22 protein-coding genes and 3 pseudogenes are annotated in these 25611 nt (G+C 70.8%); 16 read left to right on the forward strand and 9 right to left on the reverse strand.

What is annotated here, in order from left to right:
* Positions 1 to 21 precede the first annotated feature (21 nt).
* The 4 genes from ACIP67_RS21980 to ACIP67_RS21995 all read left to right on the forward strand — a co-directional run bounded on the left by ACIP67_RS21980 (position 22) and on the right by ACIP67_RS21995 (position 7282).
* Positions 22 to 906: a carbohydrate ABC transporter permease gene (locus ACIP67_RS21980; RefSeq protein WP_401693843.1), complete on the forward strand. Its 885-nt coding sequence runs from the start codon at positions 22 to 24 to the stop codon at positions 904 to 906.
* Positions 907 to 911: 5 nt separating this feature from the next.
* Positions 912 to 1814, forward strand: coding sequence for a carbohydrate ABC transporter permease (locus ACIP67_RS21985; RefSeq protein ID WP_401693846.1), 903 nt, complete (start codon positions 912 to 914; stop codon positions 1812 to 1814).
* Between the two features lie 93 nt (positions 1815 to 1907).
* Entirely contained in the window at positions 1908 to 4472 is a 2565-nt protein-coding gene (locus ACIP67_RS21990) for a family 78 glycoside hydrolase catalytic domain (RefSeq protein ID WP_401693848.1), read from the forward strand.
* 254 nt (positions 4473 to 4726) lie between these two features.
* Positions 4727 to 7282: a glycoside hydrolase family 3 C-terminal domain-containing protein gene (locus ACIP67_RS21995; protein WP_401693850.1), complete on the forward strand. Its 2556-nt coding sequence runs from the start codon at positions 4727 to 4729 to the stop codon at positions 7280 to 7282.
* A 144-nt stretch (positions 7283 to 7426) separates the two neighbouring features.
* Here the strand turns inward: ACIP67_RS21995 and ACIP67_RS22000 are convergent.
* A pseudogene (locus tag ACIP67_RS22000) lies at positions 7427 to 7669 on the reverse strand (actin cross-linking domain-containing toxin); the annotation flags it as partial.
* Between the two features lie 177 nt (positions 7670 to 7846).
* Between ACIP67_RS22000 and ACIP67_RS22005 the strand changes: the two are divergent.
* The gene (locus ACIP67_RS22005) at positions 7847 to 8098 is read left to right on the forward strand and encodes a hypothetical protein (RefSeq protein WP_401694075.1); all 252 of its coding nucleotides are present in this window, start codon (positions 7847 to 7849) and stop codon (positions 8096 to 8098) included.
* Positions 8099 to 8248: 150 nt separating this feature from the next.
* Here the strand turns inward: ACIP67_RS22005 and ACIP67_RS22010 are convergent, their stop codons facing one another.
* Both ACIP67_RS22010 and ACIP67_RS22015 read right to left on the reverse strand, forming a co-directional pair.
* Positions 8249 to 8401 (reverse strand): hypothetical protein, encoded by a 153-nt coding sequence (locus ACIP67_RS22010; RefSeq protein ID WP_401693852.1) that lies wholly within the window; start codon positions 8399 to 8401, stop codon positions 8249 to 8251.
* On the reverse strand, positions 8382 to 8975 hold the full coding sequence (locus tag ACIP67_RS22015; protein WP_401693854.1) for a DUF1963 domain-containing protein: 594 nt from the start codon (positions 8973 to 8975) through the stop codon (positions 8382 to 8384). Before ACIP67_RS22015 ends, ACIP67_RS22010 begins: the two co-directional genes overlap by 20 nt.
* A 36-nt stretch (positions 8976 to 9011) precedes the next feature.
* On the opposite strand from ACIP67_RS22015, the pseudogene ACIP67_RS22020 reads away from it, so the two are divergent.
* The 5 genes and pseudogenes from ACIP67_RS22020 to ACIP67_RS22040 form a co-directional block, all read left to right on the forward strand.
* A pseudogene (locus ACIP67_RS22020) lies at positions 9012 to 9116 on the forward strand (NAD(P)-dependent alcohol dehydrogenase); the annotation flags it as partial.
* Positions 9117 to 9473: 357 nt separating this feature from the next.
* Positions 9474 to 10028, forward strand: coding sequence for an Ig-like domain-containing protein (locus ACIP67_RS22025; RefSeq protein ID WP_401694091.1), 555 nt, complete (start codon positions 9474 to 9476; stop codon positions 10026 to 10028).
* Between the two features lie 192 nt (positions 10029 to 10220).
* On the forward strand, positions 10221 to 11258 hold the full coding sequence (locus tag ACIP67_RS22030; protein WP_401693856.1) for a sugar phosphate isomerase/epimerase family protein: 1038 nt from the start codon (positions 10221 to 10223) through the stop codon (positions 11256 to 11258).
* The gene (locus ACIP67_RS22035) at positions 11255 to 12538 is read left to right on the forward strand and encodes a 1-deoxy-D-xylulose-5-phosphate synthase N-terminal domain-containing protein (RefSeq protein ID WP_401693858.1); all 1284 of its coding nucleotides are present in this window, start codon (positions 11255 to 11257) and stop codon (positions 12536 to 12538) included. The genes ACIP67_RS22030 and ACIP67_RS22035 overlap by 4 nt, the downstream gene beginning before the upstream one ends.
* Positions 12442 to 12648, forward strand: a complete 207-nt coding sequence (locus ACIP67_RS22040; RefSeq protein WP_401694077.1) for a DUF5605 domain-containing protein — start codon at positions 12442 to 12444, stop codon at positions 12646 to 12648. Before ACIP67_RS22035 ends, ACIP67_RS22040 begins: the two co-directional genes overlap by 97 nt.
* 141 nt (positions 12649 to 12789) lie before the next feature.
* Here ACIP67_RS22040 and ACIP67_RS22045 read toward each other — a convergent pair whose 3' ends face one another.
* The 4 genes and pseudogenes from ACIP67_RS22045 to ACIP67_RS22060 form a co-directional block, all read right to left on the reverse strand.
* The gene (locus tag ACIP67_RS22045; RefSeq protein ID WP_401693860.1) at positions 12790 to 12948 is read right to left on the reverse strand and encodes a hypothetical protein; all 159 of its coding nucleotides are present in this window, start codon (positions 12946 to 12948) and stop codon (positions 12790 to 12792) included.
* Positions 12906 to 13013 (reverse strand): annotated as a pseudogene (locus ACIP67_RS22050) (hypothetical protein); the annotation flags it as partial. The pseudogene ACIP67_RS22050 and the gene ACIP67_RS22045, both read right to left, overlap by 43 nt.
* 301 nt (positions 13014 to 13314) lie before the next feature.
* A complete protein-coding gene (locus ACIP67_RS22055) occupies positions 13315 to 14586 on the reverse strand; it encodes a glycoside hydrolase family 1 protein (RefSeq protein WP_401693862.1) in 1272 nt (423 codons plus the stop codon).
* A gap of 20 nt (positions 14587 to 14606) precedes the next feature.
* A complete protein-coding gene (locus ACIP67_RS22060) occupies positions 14607 to 15923 on the reverse strand; it encodes an MFS transporter (RefSeq protein WP_401693864.1) in 1317 nt (438 codons plus the stop codon).
* Positions 15924 to 16103: 180 nt separating this feature from the next.
* Between ACIP67_RS22060 and ACIP67_RS22065 the strand changes: the two genes are divergently transcribed.
* The 4 genes from ACIP67_RS22065 to ACIP67_RS22080 all read left to right on the forward strand — a co-directional run bounded on the left by ACIP67_RS22065 (position 16104) and on the right by ACIP67_RS22080 (position 21110).
* The gene (locus ACIP67_RS22065) at positions 16104 to 16718 is read left to right on the forward strand and encodes a TetR/AcrR family transcriptional regulator (RefSeq protein WP_401693866.1); all 615 of its coding nucleotides are present in this window, start codon (positions 16104 to 16106) and stop codon (positions 16716 to 16718) included.
* 371 nt (positions 16719 to 17089) lie between these two features.
* Positions 17090 to 18157, forward strand: a complete 1068-nt coding sequence (locus tag ACIP67_RS22070) for a substrate-binding domain-containing protein (protein ID WP_401693868.1) — start codon at positions 17090 to 17092, stop codon at positions 18155 to 18157.
* 209 nt (positions 18158 to 18366) lie between these two features.
* Positions 18367 to 20073: an acyltransferase gene (locus tag ACIP67_RS22075; RefSeq protein ID WP_401693870.1), complete on the forward strand. Its 1707-nt coding sequence runs from the start codon at positions 18367 to 18369 to the stop codon at positions 20071 to 20073.
* A gap of 17 nt (positions 20074 to 20090) precedes the next feature.
* Positions 20091 to 21110 carry a hydroxyacid dehydrogenase gene (locus ACIP67_RS22080; protein ID WP_401693872.1) on the forward strand — a complete coding sequence of 340 codons (1020 nt, stop codon included), beginning with the start codon at positions 20091 to 20093 and terminating at the stop codon, positions 21108 to 21110.
* Positions 21111 to 21322: 212 nt separating this feature from the next.
* On the opposite strand, the gene ACIP67_RS22085 is transcribed toward ACIP67_RS22080, so the two are convergent.
* Both ACIP67_RS22085 and ACIP67_RS22090 read right to left on the reverse strand, forming a co-directional pair.
* Positions 21323 to 21763, reverse strand: coding sequence for a VOC family protein (locus tag ACIP67_RS22085; RefSeq protein ID WP_401693874.1), 441 nt, complete (start codon positions 21761 to 21763; stop codon positions 21323 to 21325).
* A 211-nt stretch (positions 21764 to 21974) separates the two neighbouring features.
* Entirely contained in the window at positions 21975 to 23171 is a 1197-nt protein-coding gene (locus ACIP67_RS22090; RefSeq protein WP_401693876.1) for an MFS transporter, read from the reverse strand.
* Positions 23172 to 23276: 105 nt separating this feature from the next.
* Between ACIP67_RS22090 and ACIP67_RS22095 the strand changes: the two genes are divergently transcribed.
* Both ACIP67_RS22095 and ACIP67_RS22100 read left to right on the forward strand, forming a co-directional pair.
* The gene (locus ACIP67_RS22095) at positions 23277 to 23897 is read left to right on the forward strand and encodes a TetR/AcrR family transcriptional regulator (RefSeq protein ID WP_401693878.1); all 621 of its coding nucleotides are present in this window, start codon (positions 23277 to 23279) and stop codon (positions 23895 to 23897) included.
* 112 nt (positions 23898 to 24009) lie between these two features.
* Positions 24010 to 25092, forward strand: a complete 1083-nt coding sequence (locus ACIP67_RS22100) for a cytochrome P450 (protein ID WP_401693880.1) — start codon at positions 24010 to 24012, stop codon at positions 25090 to 25092.
* Positions 25093 to 25611: the final 519 nt, after the last annotated feature.

Raw genomic sequence — 25611 nt, forward strand, 5'->3', positions numbered from 1 at the left:
TCTAGAAACCGGACTTCCCACATGCACCGCGTACTCGGCGACCGCAGGGCGACCCTGATCCTTCTGGGCCCGGCGCTGCTCGTCTACTCACTGATCATGCTCGTCCCCATGGTGTGGTCGTTGGGGTACTCGTTCACCAAGGGCAACACCATCGAAGGGTTCACCGGCGACGGCCTGGGCAACTTCCAGCGGCTGTTCACCGACCCCGCCGTGCGTGAGGCCCTGTGGTTCACCGCGAAGTACGCCGTGGTCGTCAGCGTCGGCCAGGTCGTCGTGGGCTACCTGCTGGCGCTGCTCTACGTCTTCTTCCTGAGGAAAGCGTCAGCGCTCATCCGGACGCTGGTCTTCTTCCCGGTGGTCCTGCCCACGGTCGCGGTCGGCCTCCTGTTCCAGAAGTTCTTCCAGGTGGCCCCGCAGACCGGACCGGTCAACTCCCTCCTGAACGCGGTCGGCCTGGACTCCATCGACTGGTTCAGCAGCGCGGGCCACGCCTTCTGGGTCCTCGTCATCATGGACATCTGGCGCTCGATGGGCTTCTACGCCGTCCTGCTCTTCGCCGGCCTGGTCGACATCCCCGAGGAGGTCCTGGAGTCCGCACGGCTCGACGGCGCCTCCGGCCTGCGCCTCATCCGGCACATCGTGCTGCCGATGTCCTTCCCCGTACTGATGTCGTCCCTGATCTTCAGCATCAACGGCACGCTCAAGGTCTTCGACTCCATCGTCGCTCTCACCAACGGCGGCCCCGGCAACGCCACGACACCGCTCACCCTGTACATGTTCCAGACGTCGTTCACCTACAGCGACTACGGCTACGGCAGCTCCATCGCGCTGCTGCTGACCGTCGTCTGCCTCATGGTGACGCTGGTCGTCTTCCGTGTCTCGCGGCGCGACCTCACGAAGGGCTGATCCCCATGGCCATCGACACGCCCTCGAAGACCACCGGCGCCCGCCAGGGCCGACGGCCCGCGTCCCCCCTCGTGCCCTCGCGCCGCCGCTCCGCCCGGATCTGGGTCAGGATCGTCGTCACGCTGCTGCTGATCGTCGAGATCTACCCCCTGGTGTGGATGTTCCTCACGTCGCTGAAGTCCAACAGCGACTACCTGAACAACTCCACCTGGAGCCTGCCCACCACCTGGGAATGGGGCAACTACACCGAAGCCTGGACCACCGGCAACATCGGCCTGTACATCCAGAACAGCCTGCTCGCCGTCCTGCCGGCGCTCGCCCTGATCCTCCTGCTGGGAACAGCGGCCGGATTCGCGCTCCAGGTGATGGTCTGGAAGGGCCGCAGCCTCACCCTGCTGATCTTCCTGGCCGGCATGATGATCCCGCCGCAGATGATCCTCCTGCCGCTGTTCACCGTGTACTTCCAGACCGGCCTGTCCGGCACCCTGTGGCCGCTCGTCCTCACCTACACCGGCACCGGCCTGCCGCTGACGGTCTTCATGATGGCCACCTACTACAAGACCGTGCCCAGGGAACTCTTCGAGGCCGCCGCCCTGGACGGCGCCGGCATCCTGCGCTCCTTCTGGACCATCAGCGTCCCCATGGTCCGCAACGCCATCCTCACCGTCGGCCTGGTGCAGTTCTTCTTCATCTGGAACGACCTGCTGATCGCGCTGACCTTCACCAACAACCAGGACCTGCGCACCATCCAGGTCGGCCTGCTCAACTTCACCGGAGACTTCGGCGCCACCCAGTACGGCCCGCTGTTCGCGGCGATCTGCATCAACGTCTTCGGCACCCTCGTGATCTACCTGTTCCTCAACCAGAAGGTCATGAAGGGCCTGACCTCGGGCGCTGTCAAGGGCTGACCCCACTCCACGCCACCGGCTGCCCGCTCCCGCTTTTCCAGGAAGGTCCCCCCAGCAGTGTCCCTTCAGCCTGCCCCGATCACGTTCGAACACTTGCGCGACGGTCTCGGTATCGGCGTTGCCGAGCCCCGCCTGACCTGGCGACTTCCCGACGGATGCGTTTCCCAGGACGCCTACGAGATCGAAGTCGACCGCGCCGGCTCCGTCCACCGCACCGGCCGCGTCCCCGGCACCTCCTCCCGCCTCGTCGCCTGGCCCGCGCGGCCTCTCGCCTCCCGGGAGCGGGCCGCCGTGCGGGTGCGGGTCTGGACCGACGGCGAAAGCGAACCCTCGGCGTGGAGCGACGCCGCCACCGTCGAGGCCGGACTGCTGCTGGCCCACGACTGGACCGCCGTCCCGGTCGGTCCCGCCTGGCCCGAGGACCCCGACACCGACCGGCGCCCCGCACTCGTCCGCAAGGACTTCACCCTCACCGGCCGGCCGGTGAGGGCCCGCCTGTACGCCACCGCGCACGGCCTGTACGAGGCCGAGATCAACGGCCGTCGGGTCGGCGACGACGTCCTCTCCCCGGGCTGGACCGTCTACGGCGAGCGGCTGCGCTACTACACCTACGACGTCACCGGCCACCTCACCGAGGGCGCCAACACCATGGGCGCCTGGCTCGCCGACGGCTGGTACCGCGGGCGGATCGGCTTCGACGGCGGCTACCGCAACCTCTTCGGCGGCGACCAGTCCCTCATCGCCCAGCTGGAGGTCACCTACGAGGACGGCACCACCGACACGGTCGCCACCGACCCCACCTGGCAGGCGGCCACCGGCCCCCTCCTCTTCACCGGACTGTACGAGGGGGAGACCTTCGACCGCCGTCTCCACGACCGGGACTGGTCCCGCCCCGGGCGTCCGGGCCGCGACGACGCGGCCTGGTCGGCCGTCGCGACCGGCGTCCGCGACCCGCGCACCCTGGTCGCCCCGCAGGGCCCGCCGGTGCGCTGCACCCAGGAGATCGCCCCCGTCGCCGTCACCACGAAGCCCGACGGACGCCACCTCCTCGACTTCGGCCAGAACCTCGTCGGACGCCTGCGGATCACCGTCGACGGACCGGCCGCCACCACCGTGACCCTGCGCCACGCCGAGGTCCTCGAGGACGGCGAACTCGCCACCCGGCCACTGCGCGAGGCCGTCTCCATCGACACCTACGTCCTCGACGGTTCCGGCCGTCAGACCTGGGAGCCCCGCTTCACCGTGCACGGCTTCCGCTACGCCGAGATCGACGGCTGGCCCGGGGAACTCGCCGAGGACGCGGTCGTCGCCCGGGTCCACCACACCGACATGCTCCGTACCGGCTGGTTCGAGTGCAGCGACCCACTGGTCAACCGGCTGCACGAGAACGTCGTCTGGAGCATGCGCGGCAACTTCGTCGACCTCCCCACCGACTGCCCGCAGCGCGACGAACGCCTCGGCTGGACCGGCGACATCCAGGTCTTCGCCCCCACCGCGAGCTTCCTCTACGACTGCGCCGGCATGCTCGACTCCTGGCTCACCGACGTCGGCGTGGAACAACTGCCCGACGGCACCGTCCCCTGGTACGTGCCCGTCATCCCCGGCGGCCCGATCTGGACCCCCATCAGGCCCGGCGCCGCCTGGGGTGACGTCGCCGCCCTCACCCCCTGGGTGCTCTACCAGCGCTTCGGCGACCTCGAACTGCTGCGCCGCCACCACCCGATGGCCCGTTCCTGGGTCGACCTGATGGAACGTCTGGCCGGCGAGAGCCGTCTGTGGGACACCGGGGACCAGCTCGGGGACTGGCTGGACCCGATCGCTCCGCCGGACGACCCGGCGGCCGGCCGCACCGACCGCTACCTGGTGGCCACCGCCTACTTCGCCTGGTCGGCCCGGCATGTGGAGTTCGCCGCCCGCGAGCTGGGCGACGAACCGGCCGCCCGGCACTACGGCCGCCTCGCCGACGAGGTCTCCGCGGCCTTCCGCGCCCGCTACGTCGGTGCCGACGGCCGGATGACCAGCGACGCGCCGACCGCGTACGCCGTCGCCCTGTCCTTCGGACTGCTCGAGGACGACCGGCAGCGGCGGCTCGCCGGTGACCGTCTGGCGGAGCTGGTCCTGGAGGACGACGGGCGGATCGCCACCGGGTTCGTCGGCACGCCCCTGATCTGCGACGCGCTGACCGACACCGGGCACGTCGACGTGGCGTACCGGCTGCTCACCCAGACCGACTGCCCGTCCTGGCTCTACTCCGTCACCATGGGCGCGACCACCATCTGGGAGCGCTGGGACAGCATGCGCCCCGACGGCAGCCTCAACCCGGGCGGTATGACCTCCTTCAACCACTACGCCCTCGGCGCCGTCGCCGACTGGATGCACCGGGTCGTCGCCGGTATCGCGCCCGCCTCGCCCGGCTACCGCACCATCACCTTCCGCCCCCGCCCCGGCGGCGGCATCACCTGGGCGAAGGCCCGCCACGAAACCCCCTACGGCACCGCCGCGGTGTCCTGGGAGCAGACACCGGCCGGACTGACCGTCGACGTCGCCGTCCCCAGCGGCTGCCAGGGCGTCGTCGAACTGCCCGGTCGCGCGCCCCTCACGGTGGGGCCCGGTGAGCACCGCCTCGTCACCGGCGACCTCGACCGCACCGCCGCCTGACAGCGCGCTCCCGCACCCGGCCCGACCCGCCGGACCGGGAGCGGCTGCCTCGCCGGCCCACGAGTCTCCCCCCGGGCTGTCCCGCCTCCTGACCCGGGCAGCCCGGGGGGACGAAAAACGTGGGGCGGCGGCGGGACGTGCCTGACCCCGTCCTGCCACCGCCTCTCCTCCAAGGTTCAAGCCGCTCATGGAAATGCACGGGCCGCGTCTCCGCGCCGCCCAGCAAACCGCTTTCGCATCAAGGAGGATGTGACGTGCATCGATCCGGAGGACTTACCCGACGCGAGGTCGTCGCCGTATCCGTCGCCGCGGTGGGAGGGGCCGCGGTCGCCACGGCCGGACTTCCCACCCCGGCCGCCGCCGCCCCGCGGGACACGGCGTCGGCCGACCAGCCCTGGCTGGACCAGCGCCAGTCCGCGGCCCGCCGCGCCGCCGCGCTGCTGGACGCCATGACCGCGGACGAGCAGATCGTCCTCGTCACCGCCGTCGACCCCGCCGAGTACGCGCCGCTGGCGCACCTCGGCATCCCCGCCATGACCCGGGTGGACGCCTCGGGCGGTCTGCGGGGCGACACCCAGGTGACCGCCTTCCCGGCGCCGAACGCACTCGCCGCCACCTTCGACGCCGAACTCGCCGAGCGTTACGGCACCGCCATCGGCGCCGAGGCCCGCGCCAAGGGCTGGAACGTCCTGCTCGGACCGACCATCGACATCGACCGCAACCCGCGCACCGGCCGCGAGGCCGAGAGCTACGGCGAGGACCCCCTGCTCAGCGGGGTCATCGGCGCCGCGGTCGCGAAGGGCTTCCAGAAGAACGACGTCATAGCCCAGCTCAAGCACTTCACCGCCTACAACCAGGAAGAGGGACGCAACTCCCTCGACGTGAAGGTGTCGGAGCGGGCACTGCGCGAGGTGTACTTCCCGGCGTTCGAGCACGCCATCCGGGAGGGCGGGGCCCTGTCGGTCATGGGCTCCTACCCCATGGTCAACGGTGTGTACGCGTGCCAGAACGCGCACCTCATCAGCGCCCTCAAGGACGACCTCGGGCTGAAGGGCTACCTCGGCACCGACTTCTACCCCTGGGGCGACCGGGTCGAGGAGATCAACGCCGGCGTCGACTCCGGCGCGCTCATCCCCGACCTGCCGAAGGCGGCCTTCACCGACGGGCGGATCCCCGAGAGCCGTACCCGGGACGCGGCCCGCCGCATCCTCTACGCCCTGTTCGCCTCCGGCGCCTACGACAACCCGCTGCCCGGGAAGCCGGCCGACGTGGCCACCAGCGACGCGCACCAGGAGCTCGCCCGTGAGACCGGCGAGCAGGCGACCGTGCTGCTGAAGAACGAGGGCGGGCTGCTGCCGCTGGCGAGAAAGACCACGGTCGCCGTGATCGGCCCGGCCGGTGAGGACGCCATGACCGGCGTCGAGGGCTCCTCCTACGTCGACCCGGGTGACTTCACCACGGCGCTGGAGGCCATCACCGCCAAGGCGGGCGCCTCCCGGGTGCTGTTCTCCCAGGGCACCCTCGGCGACATACCGCTGCCCGTGGTCCCCGGCGATGTGTTCACCACGCCGGGCGGCGCGGCCGGCCTGCACGCGGAGTTCTTCTCCGGCGAGGACTTCGCCGGCGACCCGCTGATCGCGCAGACGGTGACCGACGTCGACTTCCAGGGCAGCGCCCCGGTCGACGGACTGCCGTCGAAGTGGTCGGCCCGCTGGACCGGCCGGATCACCCCGCCCACCACCGGCCTGGTGCGCTTCACCGGCCTGCTGTCCGGCGCCGCGAAGCTGGTCGTCGACGGCACCACCGTGTTCGACGACTCGCGCTGGCTGTGGCGTTCCTTCATCGGCCCGAAGCAGTGGGCCATCGGCGGTGTGCTGCGGCTCACGGCCGGCCGGCCGGTCGACGTCACGGTGGAGTACACCACGAAGGACGTCGGCTTCAACGGCCCCGGCCTGAAGCTCGGCTGGCAGCCGGACTCCCTGATCCCGGCCGCCGTCGCCACCGCGAAGAAGGCCGAGGTGGCCGTCGTCTTCGTGAACAACTACTCCGGCGAGGGCATCGACCGCGACGACCTGTCCCTGCCCGGCGACCAGGACGAACTGATCGAGGCGGTCGCCGCGGCCAACCCCAACACGGTGGTGGTCCTCAACACCTCCGGGCCGATGCTCATGCCCTGGCTCGACCGGGTGAAGGGCGTGCTCCAGTCCTGGTACCAGGGCGCCGCGACCGGCACCGCCATCACCAACGTCCTGTACGGCGACGCCGACCCGGGCGGCCGGCTCCCGGTCACCTTCCCCGCCGACGAGCGGCAGGGACCGTCCACCTACACGGGCGGCAAGAGCGAGAGCGCCTACGGCACGATCGTGTACGACGAGGGCATCTACGTCGGATACAAGTGGTACGACAAGCACGGCGCCGAGCCGCTGTTCCCGTTCGGGCACGGCCTGTCGTACACCACGTTCAGCCATGACAAGGTCCGGGTCACCAGCCTGGGCCGCGGTGACGAGGCCGCCGAGGTCAGTGTGGAGGTCCGCAACACCGGGCACCGGACCGGCTCGGAGGTGGTCCAGGTGTACATCGGTCATCTGCCCACCAAGGTGGACACGCCCGCGCGGACGCTCGCCGGATTCGCCAAGGTGGCCCTCGAACCGGGCCGGCACCGCAAGGTGAGCGTCACTGTCACCCGGCGTCTGCTGTCGTACTGGGACGAGTCGGCGGGCAAGTGGACGACGCCCACCGGCAAGGTGCCCGTCTACGTGGGCCGTTCCGCCACCGACGTCGAACTCGTGGGCAGCATCACCGTTCGCTAGCCCGAGCTGCACTACGGGCGCTCCCCGCCCCTCCGCCCTCCCCGGGTGCCGCTGAAGGCGCAGACCGGTGAGGGCGGCCGGTACAAGCTGGAGGTGACCGGCCTCGTGGCTGTGCGAGGGCGCGGCCATCGGCAGGTTCTTCGGGTCGGGGTACGGGCCCTGGCTCATGTCCTTGGTGACCTGGACCAGGGGCCGGCCGTCCTGGGACCGGACGACCGCGAACGTCCGGCCGGCGTTCACCGGCAGCACACAGACGAAACCGCCCAGTTCGCTCTCGGAACCGATGGAGGACCCGGCGAAGCGCTTGCCGAACGCCCGTGCGGCCACCCGCTGCACGGGCGCGCCGGTCCGGCCTCCCGACCAACACGCCACCAGTCGCTGGCTCACCTGACCTCCTCGCGTGCCGGATCAGGAAGACCTGGCCAGCCTGGAGCAGCAGGGTTACCGATACGCAAGGGATCGAAAGGACACCTCGCACACTGCCGCGAGGCGGCCCGGCTGCACGAACGCCTGGGACCAGAGATCGTCGCCCTGGCCGAGAAGTCGGCCCGTACCGGTGATCCCATCGTCCGGCCGCTCGAGTTCTACCACCCCGGTCACGGCTACGCCTGTGTCACCGACCAGTTCCTGCCCGGCCCGGACATTCTGGCCGCGCCTGTGGTCACACGAGGAGCCACGTCGAGAAGGGTGGTCGTCCCACCGGGGACGTGGCGAGCCGACGACGATCAGGTGATCGAGGGGCCTGCGGAGATTGAAGTCGGCACACCCCTGTCACGACTGCCGTGGTTCCGTCGGATCAGCCTGGCGCTTTCATGAAGCGGGCTGTCCGCAGGCGGCCAGAAGCAGTCGACCGGGTTCCTGCCCCCGCCCTCGCCGCCTCCCGGTCAGGCACGGTCTCTGCCGCGGCTTCCCCCCGGTGCCGTTGCACCGGTGTTCCTCGGTCCTGGCGGACAGCCCTTTTTCTGATCAGCACTGCTGCGTGTATTCCAATGCGGTGTAGCGGCGCGCGGCGATGTCCTGCCTGGTACCTGTGATCAGGTTCAGGGTGTAGACGTCGTAGTCGATCGCTTGGCCGGCGATCTGGGCGAAGAGGACGAGGTCACCTTCGTCGGGGGCCATGTCGTAAGGGTGGGAGAAAGCCGCCGAGCTGGACGCACACGCCGTGCTCGGCGCCTCCGGCGGCCAGTTCGAGGACAGTCTCCTCGAACTGATCCAGTACTTCTTCGTTGTCGTCGCCGTCGTCCAGGAAGGCGCGGCTCGCGGGGGCGTAGGACCAGTCGCTCTGCAGGGTCAGTCCGACGACGGGGTAGAGGGTCTGCGGTTCGTAGACCTTGGCATGCGCGGTTTCACCGTTGAGGTCGTACGTCGGGGGGCGCTCGGTGGTCTGCGCTCCTGCGGGCACGTGGAGCACCGCGGAGGACTCCGGTTCGTACTCGATCTCGGAGAAGAAGAGCAGGTGGCCGTCGGTGGGCAGCTCGATGTCCAGGACGTTGTGCGGCAGGGCCGCGCAGTCGACGGTCAGGACGAGGGGTTCTTTGCCGTCGGCCCAGTCGGCGTCGTCCGGGAGCGAGGGCAGTCCGCCCGTGCGGGCGGCCGGGCGGGCGGTTTCCCTTTGGGCCGGGGACAGTTCATCGAGTCGGAGCAGGTAGATGCACGGGCGGGAGTGGGCGAGCTGCTCGTCGATCGATGTCATGCCCGTGATCGTGCCAGGAAGCACTGACATCCGGTCGTGGCCGGGCACGAGGCGGTCGGCGTGGTGGCGGCGGTCGGCGACGCGGTGGACCAGTGTGTCCTGTCCGTCGGGCAACGGGTCGGCGTCGGCGCGATCGCGGACTCCTGCTACGCGTCGCCGTGGTCGGCGTCGGCGGTCTGGGGCACCTGGCCATCCAGTTCCTCAGCCTGGGCGCGGACGGGACGACCTGACGAAAGCCCTGCGGCCGGCGCGCTCGGCAATCTCCCCTGGAACCAGAACCCCGCTCTCACCCTGGACCTCACAGCCCGACCTCTCTCCGGATGCCGGTGGCATGCCGTCCCGCCACGCGACGGCACCGGCCTTGGGGCCCGCCCCACACACCGGCAACTGGTAGCGCAGAGTAATGTTCAAATTGCGGAGAGTGATAGCTCGTGCCAAGGTTACGACCAGCGAGGACAGTCCCCGCTGCCTCATGGCCACACCCCCAGGAGCTCCCAGGTGTCCACTCCCACGGCCCCGCCCCCGGCGCCCAACCAGCAGCCGTACGCGCCGTACCCCGTGTACCCGCCGCAGCCGTACCAGCAGTACCCCGTGTATCCGCCGCAGCCGTACCAGCAGTACCCCGCGTACCCGCCGCCGCCTCCGTACCAGCAGTACCCCATGTACCCGCCGCAGCCGTACCCCGCGTACCCGCAGCAGGTGAACTTCCCGCCGCCGCCGCACAAGGACAAGACGTACCCGCAGCTCACGGCCTACACCGTGAAGGGAACGATCGGCGGCCAGGCGACCACCACGGTGAAGGCCGAGCTCCTCGACAAGAACGGCAAACCGATCGAGAACGCGCCGCTGACGTTCAGTATCGTGAGCGGACGTGTGCTGGGCACCAAGGCCACCGGCGGTGACGGTATCGCGGAGGTCAACGCCGGCTCGAACATCCTCGACCCCCTGATCTGGATCCAGGCGGCGGGATCCGGCTACACCGTTCACTTCTCGGGCAACGAGGACTACATGCCGGCCACGGCCACCGCGTCGATCACCCCTGCCGGCAACTGAGACCGGGGCATCGGCTCCGCCGGCGCCGAAGCTTCACCCCCAACGGCTCCCGGCGCGTGCCGGGAGCCGTTCCCGCACGCCTGTGGTGGAGGACAAGCCGTCGGGGAGCGGGTGCCGCTGTCGCCGTGCCGGGCGCTCCTATGTCGGGAACGTCGGGGTTGACACTGCGGACGGCCTGTTCGTAGCTGCCGCATGCCCAATCAATCACGCATAGACATTCAGGCGCCGTCGGGGGGAGAGCCGGTCTTCGGTGCCGGCGTCTGGCACTTCGCGACCTACGTCGATCGCTATGCCACGGACGGATACGGCGAGCCGCGCACCGTCCTGGACGCCATCAAGCTGGCCGGAGCGGTCGGTGACCTGTCGGTCCTGGACCTGAACTGGCCGTTCCCGCCCGGCGGCATCAGCACCGCCGAGGTGCGCGACGCGCTGGCCGAGCAGAACCTGCGGGCCATCGCGGTGACGCCCGAGATCTACACCGGCACGTTCGCCAAGGGCGGGTTCACCAACCCCGATCCCGCCGTGTGCCGACAGGCCATCGACCTGGTCGCGGCCTCGGCCGAGGCCGGCCGCGAACTCGGCGTCGACTACATCAAGATCTGGCCCGGACAGGACGGCTACGACTACCCCTTCCAGGCCGACTACAGCGACCTGTGGACCAAGTCGGTGGACGCGCTGCGGGAGCTGGCGCAGTCCTTCCCCGACCTGAAGTTCGCGATCGAGTACAAGCCGCGCGAGCCGCGCAACCGCATGGTGTTCTCGTCCGTGGCGCGCACCCTGCTGGCGATCGAGGACATGGGGGTCGACAACGTCGGCGTCCTGCTGGACTTCGGCCACTCCCTGTACGGAGGCGAGACCCCGGCCGAGGCCGCCCGCACGGCGATCGCCCGCGACCGGCTGTTCGCCATCGACGTCAACGACAACTTCCGCGGCTGGGACGACGACATGGTCGTCGGCTCGGTCCACCTGCTGGAGACCTTCGAGTTCTTCTTCGCCCTGCACGACGCCGGCTGGCAGGGCGTCTGGCAGCTGGATCAGTTCCCCTTCCGCGAGGACCCCGTCGAGGCCGCCCGCACCGGCATCCGCACCATGCGCGCCTTCCACCGGGCCCTCGCCTACCTCGACCGGGAAGAACTCGCTGCCGCCCAGTCCGCCCAGGACGCTCTGAAGGCGCAGCGCATCGCGAAGCGGGCGCTGTTCCGCGCCCTCGCAGAAAGCGAGTCCCAGTGACCACCGTCCTGGAGGCCGCAGCGCCGCTGCAGGCCGATGACAGCGCCGCCCGCGTCTACCATCAGCGCAGCGCCCGGCTGCGCGCGGCGTCGCCCGCCGAGGCCGCCGCGGAGCTGAAGGAGATCGCGACCGCCGTCCGCCGCGACATCCTCACCACCATCCAGTCGGCCGGCATGGGCCACGTGGGCGGTGACCTGTCCGTCACCGACCTGCTGGTCACGGCGCTGTGGGGCACCCTGCGCCTGCACCCCACCGACCCCGGTCACCCCCAGCGCGACCGGTTCGTCCTCAGCAAGGGCCACTGCGCCGCCGCCCTGTACTCCGCGCTGGCCTCCTGCGGGTTCTTCTCCCGCACCCGGCTCGCCGAGTTCATGGCACCGCTGTCGCCGCTCAACGGCCACCCCGCCCGCCTGAAGGTGCCCGGCGTGGAGACCAACACCGGCCCCCTCGGCCACGGCTTCCCGGTGGCCACCGGTATCGCCCTCGGCGCGCAGCTGCGCGGTGAGGCGTGGCGCACGATCGTGGTGCTCGGCGACGGAGAGATGCAGGAGGGCAGCAACTGGGAGGCCGCGATGACCGCCGCTCACTACCGCCTGGCCAACCTCACGGCCGTGGTCGACCGCAACCGCCTCCAGCAGGGCGCCCGCACCGCCCTGGCCAACGAGTACGACTTCCTGCCGCACAAGACGGAGGAGGACTGGGAGCGGATCGCGGAGGTCATCGGGCGGGAGGACCACGTCGGTCACCTCACCTCCATCCACAACGGGGTGGAGTTCTACGACCACACCCGTCCCTGGATCACGCACTGCAGCATCCAGAGGGTCGACGTCTACCGGACCGCGGAGAACACCACCCAGTGGCGGGAGACGTACGGCAAGCCGGTCGTCATCGACGAGTGCGGCTACGAAGGCGACATCGACGCGATCTGGGGCAACCTCAGCGCGCGGGAACTCGTGCGCCGGTGCTGGGAGGGCGCCGTGCGCGGTGGCTACGTCAACCACGGCGAGACGTATGACGACAAGGACGAAGTCCTCTGGTGGCGAAGGGCGGGGTGCTGCGCGGCGAGTCAGCCGAGCGCATCGGCTTCCTGGCCCGCATCACCGCCGAGGTGCCCAGCGGCCGGATCGAGGCCCTGCCCTCCGCCGACTGGAACGTCGCGTGCGGCGGCGACGAGGACCACCGCATCGTCTACCTCGGCCTCGGCTGCTCCACCTTCCGATGGATCCAGCTCCCGCAGGACTCGCGGTGGAAGGTCGATGTCATCGACACCTGGAACATGACCGTGGAGACCCAGCCGGGCGTGGCGGAGGGACGGGTCAGGGTGAACCTCCCCGGTCGCGCGTACATGGCCGTACGGCTGAGGCGCGTGACGGCCCGCGCCGACGGTTGACCGCGGGGAGACGCGGAAGGGGGGAGAAGGGGGGGCGGCACGCACAGCGGGCCGCCCCCCTTCTCCGGCCGGACGGGTGCGGACAGTCCTCGGCGGACAGCAGGAGGCGAGGGCGGACCCGCACGGCGAAGCGGCATCACCTCACGCCGACCCCAGACGTTCGGCCGCCACCCGGCGCTCGTGCCGGCCCGCGCCGACGGCCTCCTCCGCCGCGTCCGGCAGCCGCAGCACCGCCTCGGCGCCCTCGGGCACGGTGGCTCCCAGATCGTCGTGGCGCCCATGGTCACCGGGTAGAGCCACGACGGACTCCCGGTCTGCAGCAGCAGCCGGTACGCGGTCGAGAGGTGACCGGTCGCGGTGAGCGCGACGCCGATCCGCCGCTCCAGGTCAGCCGGCCCCGGTACCAGCCGTTGCCGAGGGCGAGGCCCAGGACGGTCGTCGGGCCCGCCGGCGAGGTCTCCAGCCGGACCTCTCCGCGCAGCAGGGGGTGGCTCCGCCGAAGTCGTCGTCGGGGGAGACCAGACGGGCGTGCCGGGGGCACATGGGTGAACTCCAGGGGGTGAAGGACGAGCGGCAGCGAGGGACAACACCGAGGGGACCGGCACTCCGGGACCCGGTCAGGAGGGGTTCCCGGAGTGCCGATCCCCGGCACGGAGCGGTTTACGCCTACTGGGTGACCGAGACGATCCCGGCGCCGTTCGTCCGCGCGGTGTCGCCGAGCCAGTGCGCGCTCGGCTTGGGCGTGCGGACCAGGGTGTCGCGGTCGACGGCGACGAGACCGAACTTCGGACGGTAGCCGAAGATCCACTCGAAGTTGTCGAAGGCGGTCCAGGCGATGTAGCCGCGGACGTCGATCCCGTCGGCCAGGCACGCCGCGACGCCGGCCACCGCGGTGCGCAGATACTCCAGGCGCTGGGTGTCGTCCTCGGTGGCGAGGCCGTTCTCGGTGACCAGGACCGGGACGCCGGCGACGGCCGCCGCCTCCCGGACGGTCGCCTCCAGTCCCTGCGGGTAGATCTCCTCGCCGAGCTGGTTCACGGGCGTGCCGGCCGGGACGGGGGCGAGTCCGTCGGCGTCGAAGACATGGCGGCCGTAGGTCTGGATGCCGACGAAGTCGTCGTCTCGGGAGGCCAGCAGATACCGCTCGTTGACCTCGCGCCGCACCGTCTCGGCCCGCTCCTCGCCACCGGGGGCCGCGTGGATGTCGGAGTTCGCGAGCGTCCAGCCGACCATGAGATCCGGGCGGTACGACTTGATCGCGGCCACGGCCGCGCGGTGGGCCGCGAGCTTCACCTCGAAGCCGGCCTCGGAGCCCGTGAACTGGAACGGCGCCACCCGCCGCGCCTCGATGCCGAGGCGTTCGGCGGCCGCCGCCCACACTGGCACCGAGGCCCGGTGCTCGGGGGCCTCGCCGCCGATGCCGATCGCGGCGAGGAGGGAGGGGAGGTTGGGCTCGTTGAGGGTGCAGGCGACGTCGACGAGGTCGCCGAGGTGCTCGGTCACCACCTTGCAGTAGCGGGCGAACCGCGCAGGCGTCTCGGGGTCCTCCCAGCCGCCGGCCGCGAGCAGCCAGCGGGGCGAGGTGAAGTGGTGGTAGGTGACGACGGTCCGCAGGCCGTGTTCCCGGCACGTCTCCAGGACCCGGCGGTAGTGGGCGAGGGCCGCCGCCGAGAACTGCCCCTCCTCGGGCTCGATCCGCGCCCACTCCAGGGAGAAGCGGTAGCTGGTGAGGCCGAGGGAGGCGAGCAGCGCGATGTCCTCGCGGTAGCGGTGGTAGTGGTCGATCGCGTCCCCGGAGGGCTCGGCGAAGATCGTGCCGGGCAGGTTCTCCAGGAGCCAGGTGTCGCTGTTGACGTTGTTGCCCTCGACCTGGTGGCCGGCGGTGGCGACGCCCCAGTGGAAGCCGTCGGGGAAGGGGGCGTGGGGGGTGGTGTTCATGGTGTCCTTTCGGTGCCCGCTCAGCGGACGCCCTTGACGAAGGTGACGGTGATGCTCCCCAGCAGGCACAGGGCGGCCGCCCCGAACCACAGGAGCCGGTAGTTGTGGCCCGCGCCGAGCGCGAGGACGGTCGGCGCGACGGCGGGGACGATGATGTTGGGGATGTTGAGGGCGAGGCCGAAGACGGCCATGTCCTTGCCGGTGTCGCGGGCGTCGGGCAGGACCGCCGCGCAGAGGGCGAGGTCGGCGGTCAGGTACGTGGCCTGGCCGATCGCGAAGACCACCCACGCGACGATGAACTGCGCGAACGTGGTCGACGTGGCGCCGATGACGAGGGCGAGCGCCATCAGCACGGCGGCGACTGCGACCAACGGCTTGCGGCGGCCGGTCTTGTCGGCCAGCCAACCCGAGCCGGTGAAGAACAGCACGCTGACCGGGGCCGAGATGAGGGAGAGCGTGCCCGCGTTCGCGCCCGCCTCCGCGATCGGCATGTGCAGGCCGTCCATCATGAAGTAGATGAAGTACGAGAACATGGCCGTCATCGCGATGCCCGCGAGGAACCGCGAGAGCCAGACCCAGGCGAAGTTCGGGTGCCGGCGCGGGTTGACCACGAAGGCGCGCGCGATGGCCTTGACGTCCAGCGGGGGCAGCTCGCTGCGGACCTTCACCGGGTCCTGGTAGAGGAACAGCAGCGGCAGGCTGAGCACGATGGCGAGCAGCACCGGGACCGTCATCATCAGCAGCGGGGTGCCGACCAGCGCGGCGGCCAGGTAGGAGCCGGCCGACAGGGCGAGCGCGCCGAACATGCCCATCACGCCCATGACCCGGCCGCGCTTGTCCTCGGGCAGTCCCTCGACGGGGATCACGGCGTAGGCGTTGAAACCGATCTGCGCGCCGAGGATGGCGATCAGGTACGCCACGACGACCACGGGAGCGGAGGACACCAGGCCGATCACGGCGCACCCCAGCAACGCGAGGAGGAGACAGCCGACGATCCAGGGGCGCCGACGGCCGAAGCGGCTGGTGGTCCGGTCCGACAGGGCGCCGGCCAGCGGCGCGGCGACGAGCAGCCCGAACGCGCTGATCGAGACAGCCATGCTGTAGCTGGCGTCCTTCGAAGCCGGGTCGATGCTCGCCAGGCGCAGCGACAACGCGGTGCTCAAGGTGAGGGACATGATGTACATCCCGACCGCCGCCACCATGACCAGGGCCATGATCCTGCGGGGCGAACCCGTGATCGCCGGCGCCGAAGCGCCTGCGGGGTTCTCTGCAGTTCGGGGCGCCGACCCGTGGTTCGCGGGGTCGTCGGCCCTCATCGCGAGGGTGGGGTCACTCATGTGGATCCTCCTTTGGACCGGAGCCGCCGTTGGCTCGAGGTGACCGCTGAGGCACCTGCCTCGGAGCAGGACCGTAAACGAAAGTTCACCGCAATGGAACATGTTGAACGCGTTTTCTTGACCGTTGTGGAAAAGAAATGGGTGGGCTATCGTCGGGGCACGCCACGAGGGGAGGGCCGGATGAGCCCCGGGACGCAGGTCCCTGCCCGCAGGGGCAAGCGCGCGCCGTACGCGAACGGTGAGCGCAAGCGCGCCGAACTGGTGGACGCCGCCTTCCGGGCTTTCGCGGAGAAGGGCTACCAAGGGCTCTCGATCCGGCAGATCGCGGAGAGCGTCGGCACCAGCCACAGCCTCCTCCTGCACCACTTCGGGAACAAGGAAGCGCTGCTCGAGGCCGTACTCATGCGCCGCGAGGAGATCGAGCGACCGTGGCGCCACACGCTCATCGAGAAGCAGGGCCTCCTGCGTGCCGTACCGGAGGTCATGCGCCACCACGAGGCGATCCGCGGCGTCATCCGGCTCGATGCGACGCTGCGTGCGGAGGCCGACAGCCCGGATCACCCGGCGCACGAGTTCATCCGCCGCCGGGACGCGGAGTTCGTCGACTCGGTCCGCGCGGAACTCGAACACGAACGCGAGGAAGGCCGGCTCAAGCCGGACCTCGACGTGAGCGTCCTCGCCCGTCAGATCACCTCCCTCATCGAGGGCATCCAGGCCGCCTGGCTCTACGACGAGTCCATCGACATGGCCGGTCACCTCGAGGCGTTCATGGCCTTGATCTCCCGTCCCCGGTGACCTGAGCACCACGAGGTGCAGGCGGCGGCCCCTCGGGCACCCGACATCGCCGTCGATGCCTACGACCACCGCGCGGCGAACTGAGCAGGCCCAGGCGCCGGCCTTCCGCCGTCTCGGGGACGGCCTGGTCCATGCCCGCGCCGACGCGACCTGAAGTCAGCGCACCCCACTGCGGATCGTGCTCGCTGATCACTCGGCCAAGCGAACACGCCACCCGCACATCCCACCTGTCATCATCTGTGCGGCGAGTCCAAGATCTCTGGCGTCTCCTTCGGCAGAGGCATACGGCGGACGATAATGGGCGAACGATCGTTCTCGCCGATCTGTGCTCACGCGAGAGCCGGCAGAGTTCAGGACTGGAAGGTGGCGCTGTGGGCAAGCCGTCGAATCGGCAGGAACAGATCGTCGCTGCGTTGCGGCAACGCGGGACAGCGCGCGTCGCCGAACTCGCGGACGAGTTCGGCGTCTCGTTCGTCACCATGAGGCGGGACGTCGAAGCCCTGGCCCGCGGTGGGCGCGTGGCGCGGAGCCACGGCGTGGTCCGCCTCCTGCCGACCTCCGGGAACGCTGCGCCGGCATCCCTCACCGGAACGGTGACGATGATCGCGCCGGGCCGCAGCGCCTACTTCGCCGAAATCGTGCGGGGCGCACAGATCGCCGCCGAGGAACAGGGCCTGACCTGGAACTTCATGGCGTGCGAAGAAGACGAGTCGGCCGGCGCGGCACTGGACAGGTCGGCGGGCGCGGCCGACGCGCTCGGCACCCTGCTCTCGCCCCGCTGGCGACTTCCCGTGGATGTGGACGCGGAGGACACGGCCTGGCAGCCCCTCCCCGCACCGGCGCAGCGTCCCGCCGTCCTGGTCGAACGGTTCGCGCCCCGGGGCAGCGCACTGGCGACGATCGACGCCGTGCGCACGGATCACGCCCACGGCGTGTGGCTGGCTCTGCGCCATCTGCACGCCCGAGGGCACCGGCGGATCCTCCTCGCAGCCCGGGACGACAGCCCCACGGCGCGCACCATCCGCAGCGCGTTCGTGACGTCGCTGGCCGATATGGGCCTGCCCCGGATCGCGGCACCGCTGCTGAGTTCGGCCGGCGCGGGCCGATCGCCGGACGCCCCCGTGCCGCACCTGCCGGAAGCCGTTCGTACGGCAGGCGCGACGGCAGTGCTCGCGCACAGCGACGTCGACGCCGTCAATCTGGTGCAACAGCTGCACGGCGCGGGCCTACGGGTCCCGGCCGACGTGTCCGTCGTGGCTTATGACGACGTGATCGCGGGGATGGACGGACTGGAACTGACCACCGTCGCACCCCCGAAACGGGAGATCGGCCGCACAGCGGTGGCCCTGCTGCGGGAACGTCTGGAGCGCCCCGGGCCGACGCGGCACGTCGAGTTGCTGCCGGTACTCCGCGACCGCGGCTCTACGGAATCGATCTGACGGGCGGTCGAACTTTCTGACCGTTCGATCATTTTGAACGAACGGTCTTGACGTCGTGGTGCACGTCGGTCAAGGTGTTCGAGCCCACCTCCTGTCCACCCCTTCCGGACGATCGAGTGATCGTTTCACGGCCGTGCACCGGAAGCCTCAGGTGCGAAGACGCGCCTGCTCGGGACCAGCCGACCAGACGTTGCGGAAGGATGAGCCGCGTGTGCTCCGACACTCCCCGTTCGCAGTCCGTGGGACCGCTCGACCAGCACTCCTTCGACTACTCCCCTTGGTCCTTCTGGGCGCAGGCCGACGACCGGGCCCAGACGCGGCAGTCGGAGGTCCAGAAGGCTCTGGCCCGCCATGAGTCCTACGACATCGGTGAGAGGTGCTTCGTTTCCGAACTGGCTTCCGTGCAGGCCGAGGAGCTGCGTCTCGGACCCGACAGCTACATAGCGGCCGGGGCCTATCTGACCGGCACCGTCCGCACGGGCCGTGACTGCACCATCAACCCCTACACCGTGGTCCGTGGAAAAATCCGGCTGGGTGACGCCGTGCGCATCGGCGCCCACACCTCGGTCCTCGCGTTCAACCACACGGTCAGCGACCCCGATGTCGAGGTGTTCCGACAGCCCATCAGCTCGCGCGGCATACGGATCGGCGACGACGTCTGGATCGGCTCCCACGTCGTGATCCTCGACGGCGTCACCATCGGGGACCGATCCGTCGTCGCCGCGGGCGCCGTTGTCACCAAGGACGTACCGGCCGGCGCGATCGTGGGTGGCAACCCGGCGAAGGTGCTGCGCTGGCGCGTCCCCGAACTGGCCACGCCCCCGGGCCCGGCCGACGGCGACCCGGCCGACGCCGTGCGCGACTTCGCCGGCCGCGTCCGGCGGGACGCGGGCGAGGTCCTGGAGCGGTGCTGGGACGGACACCTGCGCCTGTTCACCGACCGGCCAGGCGTCCCGCCCACGGTCCGCGCACAGTGCGACGCGATCGAGATCGCCGATCTGCTGCTGGGCCGCGCCCCGGACCAGGTCCCGACCGACGAACAGACCGACCGCCTGCGCGGCTGGCAGGACGACACCACGGGCATGGTCGGCCCGCTCGGGGCCGACGGTGAGGTCCGCACTCCCCGCACCGGCCTGTTCGACCCCGACGCCGCCTACCACGTCCTGTGTGTCCCGTACGCACTCGAGCTGCTCGGCAGCAGGCTGCCGCATCCGATCCGCGTCGTGTCGGACGCAAGCGTGGAGGAGATCATCGCCGGGCTCGCCGGGCAACCGTGGAAGGACCGGGCGTGGGAGGCCGGGCACTGGGTGGATGTGCTCGGTACCGCCCTGCACTTCAACCGCCGCGCGGGCGCGCCCGAGGCCCGCGGCGCGATCGAGGCGCTCATGGGATGGCTCCTCATCCACGCCGACCCGCACACCGGCATGTGGGGCAGCCCGGCCCCGGCCGACGGTCTGCTTCAGGTCGTCAACGGCTTCTACCGTGCCTCCCGCGGCAGCTTCGCCCAGTTCGGAATAGGCGTGCCTCACCCGGAGCGGGTGATCGACACCGTACTCCGACACGCCACCGACGCCCGGTTCTTCCACGCCGGCCGGCAGAACGCCTGCAACGTCCTCGACGTGGTCCACCCGCTGTGGCTGACCCGCTCGACGGGATATCGCGGCGACGAGGTGGCTGCGCTGTCCACCCGGCTGTTGAGGGACGCGCTCACGCACTACCGCGACGGCCTCGGCTTCGGCTTCCAGGCACCACACCCGTCCGGTGCGGGCGTACCCGCGACCCGACCGGGCCTGCAGGGTACCGAGATGTGGCTCTCCATCATCTGGCTGCTCGCCGACCTCCTCGGCATCGCAGACGTACTCGGCTACCGGCCGCGCGGTGTCCACCGGCCCGAACCGGCAGGGCGACTGCGATGACAAAGGCGAGGAACCGCATGACATCACCCAGACCGCGCACCCTGGTGGTCATGGGGAACGAAGCCTGGGACATGCAGTTCGACGACGCCAGGCGCGCCCGACTGCGTGAACTCGCCGACACCTTCGCACCCATGTGGGCCCCGACCTTCGAGTCCCCGACGATCCGCGGGCACCTCGCTGACGTGGAAGTCCTCCTCACCGGCTGGGGAACCCCCCGACTCACCGCCGACCGCCTGGCACGACTGCCCGGTCTACGAGCGGTCCTGCACTGCGCCGGCACCGTCCGCGGCCTCGTCGGCCCGGAACTGTGGCAGCGCGGCATCCTGGTCTCCACCAGCGCCGACCTGAACGCCGACCCCGTCGCGGAATACACCCTCGCAGCCGTCATCATGGCCGGCAAGAAAGCACCCTTCCTCGCCGCCGACGCCCGCCGCCACCGCGAGGACTGGTCCTACCGGCGACGACGCTGCCCCCGCAGCAACCTCGGACCGACCATCGGCATCGTCGGGTTCTCGCGCATCGGCCGCCGCGTGATCAGCATGCTGACCCGCACCCTGCACGATGTGACCTGCCTGGTCGCCGACCCGTACGCCACCCCCCGCGAGGTGTCCCGCGCCGGCGCCCGCCTGGTCGACCTCGACGAGATGCTCCCGGCCCTGGACATCCTGTCCCTCCACGCACCGGCCCTGCCCGAAACCCGCCGCATGATCGGCGCACCGCAGCTCGCAGCCCTGCCCGACCACAGCTGCGTCATCAACACCGCCCGCGGAAGCCTGGTCGACACGGCCGCGCTGGAGGCGGAGTGCGCAACCGGACGCCTGCACGCCATTCTCGACGTCACCGACCCCGAGCCTCTGCCCGGCGACGCCAGGCTCTACGACCTGCCCAATGTCATGATCACCCCACATATCGCCGGATCGCTCGACTCCGAAACGATGCGCATGGCCGACGGCGCCCTGGACGAACTGGAACGCCTCGCCCACGGACAGCCCCTCGCCCGCGCAGTGAGCCGGGCAGCTCTCACCCACAGCGCCTGACACGAACCCAGCCCGTCCGGCGGACACCGTGACCCTGGTGCCGGCTCGCAGCAGCTCGCGTCCGGTGCCGCGGGCACTGGGGCGGGATGCAGCGGCGACGAGAACGGGGCGCCGCACGGGGCGGGGTCGTTCGCCGGCCGTCCTCCTCCGGACTTCGCCGTGTTCGTGAGACACGGCGGTGTGTGTGGGGGGCTCGTCCCGGGACAGCACACCTAGCTGATCTGTTCGGCCAGGGCGAGGATGATGCCTGAGGGGCCGCGGAGGTAGCAGAGGCGGTAGATGTCCTTGTACTGCGCCACCTCGCCGATCAGTTCGGCGCCATGGGGGCGCAGGCGGGCGATGGTGTCGTCGATGTCGTCGACGGCGAACATGACCCGGTGCAGGCCCAGCGTGTTGGGCGGCGGGTTGTGCGATCCGTCGCCGATCGCCGCGGGGGTGTGGTACTGAGCGAGCTCCAGCTTGCCGTGGCCGTCCGGGGTCCGCATCATCGCGATGTCGCTGCGGACTCCGTCGAGTCCGACGGCCTGGTCCGCGAAGAGGCCCTCGATCTGCGCCTTGCCCTCGACCTCCATGCCCAGTTCGGTGAAGAAGGCGACGGCGGCGTCCAGGTCTTCGACGACGATGCCGACGTTGTCCATCCGATGCAGCGTCATGACGGTTCTCCCTCTGTGGTGCGCGGCGCCTTGAGGCCACCGGTATACCGAGGACGGAGCCGGCGGCCCCTTCTCGACACCCGAAAAACGGACCGAGTTCCACAGACCCGCTTCCGGCCCCGCCCCGGGGAACGAGATCAAGACCCACGAGCGCGGCCGGCCGGCCGGTCCTGAGGCCGCAGACCTCGAACGGGATCGCCGGACCGGATCGTCAGCCGCGGGCCGGCTCCACGTCACGCACCGCTCGGGGTGCGCGGGCGGCGGGCGTGGCGAAGACGGCGGCCACCACCAGGACGAGAACGGGGAGGAGGGCGTGGCGCAGTCCGTACTGCTCGCCGAGGTAGCCGAGGGACGGCGGACCCACGAGGAACGCGACGTAGCCGACGGTGGCGGCGAGCGCGACGCGTGCGGCGGCGTTGTCACCGGACGCGCCTGCCGCGGAGAGCGCGACGGGGAACCCGAGTGACGCGCCGAGCCCCCACAGGATCGCGGCGGCGGCCGCGACGGCCTGGTCGTCGACGAAGATCACCAGTGCCAGTCCGGCCGCCCCGGTGATCGCACTTCCGCCCAGTGCGGCGGCTCGCCCGAAGCGGTCGACGAAGCGCCCGCCGGTGAAGCGTCCGAGGGTCATCGCGGCGGCGAACACGGCGTACACGGCTGAGCCCAGGGCGGCATCGAAGCCGTGGCCGTCCACCATGACCAGCGGGAGCCAGTCGTTCGCGGTTCCCTCGGCCATGGCGAGGGCGAGGATGACGCAGCCGATGAGCAGCAGCGTGGAGTCCTTCCACACCGCGGCACGCACCGCGCCCGCCTCCCGGGCCTTGGCGTCGTTGCGTCGGCCCACGCCCGGGGGGACGTATCGGATCACGGTGGCGAGCGTGGCCAGGCCCACGAGGGTGACGACCGCGAGATGGACGAGGACGGGGAAGGCGATGGCGGTCAGGGCCATGCCGCCGAGCGCGCCGATGACCGTGCCGAGGCTGAAGAAGCCGTGCATGGCCGGCATCGTGGAGCGGCCGAGCAACCGCTCCACCTCCGTACCCTCGACGTTCAGGGCCACCTCGCCGCCGCCCATCCCGAGGCCGAACAGGCCGAGGCCCAGTGCCACGCCGGCGCCCGAGCCCGCGGCGGCCCCGATGCCGATGAGCGCGGCGGCGGCCGCCAGGGTCGTCGTCCCGACCGCGATGACGGGTCGGGTGCCCCAGCGGGCCACGAGTGCGCCGGAGCACAGGATGCCGGTCATCGAGCCGATGGAGAGCCCGAACAGGATGAGGCCCATCTGCGCGGTGGAGGCGCCGAGCAGGTCCCGCACATCAGGGGTGCGCGTCACCCAGGAGGAGATGGTCACTCCGGGGACGAAGAACAGGGCGGACACGGCGGTACGGCGGCGGGTGAGGTCGGCGGTCACGAACGGTGGCTCCCGGGGGTACGAACACAAGTCTGTACGAGCGTACACACTTGCATGTACATCCGTACACACTGGGGGCGCGTCACCTCATGGCACATTAGGGGCGTGAGCGGCACACGACGCGAGATCCCGAACGACCCCGGACGCAAGGAGCGCATCCTGGATGCCGCCCTCGACGTCATCGCCGAGGGCGGTGTGCACAAGACCACCCACCGCAAGATCGCGGCCCGGGCGCAGGTCCCTCTCGGCTCGTTGACGTACTACTTCAAGGGCATCGACGACCTGCTCGCGCAGGCGTTCGCGCGGCTCGCGGACACCATGTCCCTGCTCTACCGGCAGACCGTGCACGCCGCCGCGTCGACGGCCGAAGCCGAGGCGGCCGTCGTCGAGCTGATCTGCGGACCGGCCTACGCCACGGACCGTGACATGACGCTCATCTTCGAGATGTACGCCTACGCCAACCACAACGAGGCGGTGTCCGTCACGGCCCGTACCTGGCTCGAACGCAGCCGGGAGAGCCTCGCCCTCCACTTCACCCCCGGAGTCTCCCGCGCGCTCGACGCACTGATCGAGGGCTGGCCCATGCACCGCGCCTTCGACGACGCACCCCTGGACCGCCGACTGGTCACCGAGACGGTGCACGCGATCGTCAGCGCCGCACCACGGCTCTCCACGACAGACACCGGCCGGCGTCCCGGCAACCGTCGTCGCGTCGATCCGCGGTGACCCCGTCCGGTCACCTGCGGCCCGTGCCAGTACTGCACGGTGCCAGGCCCGGTTACACCTGGTCACGCTGCCGGGCGGCGCCGAACGCTGGCTCGTCACACGCCACGACGACGTGATCCAGGCCCTTGAGGATCTCCGGCTGAGCAACGAGCTCGGGCGCGGTCTCCAGCAGAGCCTGCCGCCCGAGCCGCTGCCGCCGCGCGCCCAGGTCAGCCTGCGCACCACACAGCTCCTCGGCCGCGCGATGGCCAACCTCGACCCGCCGGACCACGACCGCCTGCGCAAGCTCGTCGTCGGGGAGTTCAGCGCGAAGCGCGTCGAGGGGCTGCGCGACCGCATCCAGCACAGCACGGACGAACTGTTCGACGCGCTGGGGGACGCGCCCGAGTTCGACCTGGTCGAAACGGTGGCGAACCGGCTCCCCATCACGGTGATCTGCGAGCTGCTGGGCGTCCCGGCCACCGACACCGGGCTCTTCCGCACCGCCGCCTCCGTGGTCGGCGGCCATATCGCCGACGACGAGGCCGCCCTGCGCGTCGTCGCGGCCCTCGACGCGTTCGACGCCTACGTACGCGAACTGATCGACGCCCGCCGTGTCACGCCGCAGGCCGACCTGATCAGCGGCCTCGTCACCGCGGAGACGGACGGCGAACGCCTGACGGAGGACGAACTCGTCAGCATGGTCGGGATCGTCCTCTTCGGCGGCTACGAGCCCTCCGCACAGCTGATCGGCAACGCCCTGGTCGCGCTGTTGCGGCACCCGGACCAACTCGCCTCCGTACGGGCCGACTCCGGTCTGATCGCGGCCGTGATCGAGGAGACCATGCGGTACGACGGTCCGGTCACGCCGGGACTGAGCCGCTACGCCCTGGAAGACGTCGAGATCGGTGGCACGACCATCCCCAAGGGCTCCTACGTCATCGTCAGCACCGCCTCCGCCAACCGCGACCCCGAGTACTGGCCGGACCCGGCGACGTTCGACATCGGACGGTCGTTCACGGCACGTTCGCTGGGGTTCGGCCACGGACTGCACTACTGCGTGGGGGCACGCCTTGCCTCCCTGGAGGTGGAGATCGTGATAGCCACCGCGCTGCGCCGCTACCCCCGCCTGCGGCTGGCCGTCCCGGTGGCGGAGCTGGAGCGCCGACCGGGTTCGGTCCGCGGCCTGCGCGCGATCCCGCTGCGGGTCGACTGAGCGAAGACGGCCAGAACGCGGGAGGTCCGTCCCGGAGCCGTCGCTTCCCGGACAGCCCTCCCGCGTTCCCCCCACCGACCGACCCCGATCGCCGTCCCCGCGAGACGCTCGCCCCGACCAGCCGGTCGCCTTGCGCCCCCTGCCGCCACGCCGGCTGCCCGGCGCTCGTGCCCTGGGTGACGGGTGACGGGTGGCGGGTGGCGGGTGCCGGGCCGGGTGCCGGGGGCTGGGAGCTACGGCTGGGGGCCGGGGGCCGCGAAGTCGGGCCGGCGGCTTCCGTACCGTCCCTCCGGTCCGCGGGGACGAGGCGTCAGGCGGCGCCGCCGTCCAGTGGGCGTGGCCTGGCGCGACGTACCCGGCTGGTGCTTGCTGCCCGTCTTCCGCCGGTCGACCGGCGACGGGCCGGTCGCGGTTGCCCCTCTTTCGCGCGCACGTGGGAGCCGTCCACGCACGCTCGGGTCGTCGGCGGTGTGCGCCCCGAAGGCGCGATGTCCTTCGGGGCGCGCGGCAGGAGTGCCG

Source organism: Streptomyces sp. NPDC088812 (assembly GCF_044750285.1).
In the GTDB taxonomy this organism is placed as follows: Bacteria; Actinomycetota; Actinomycetes; order Streptomycetales; family Streptomycetaceae; genus Streptomyces.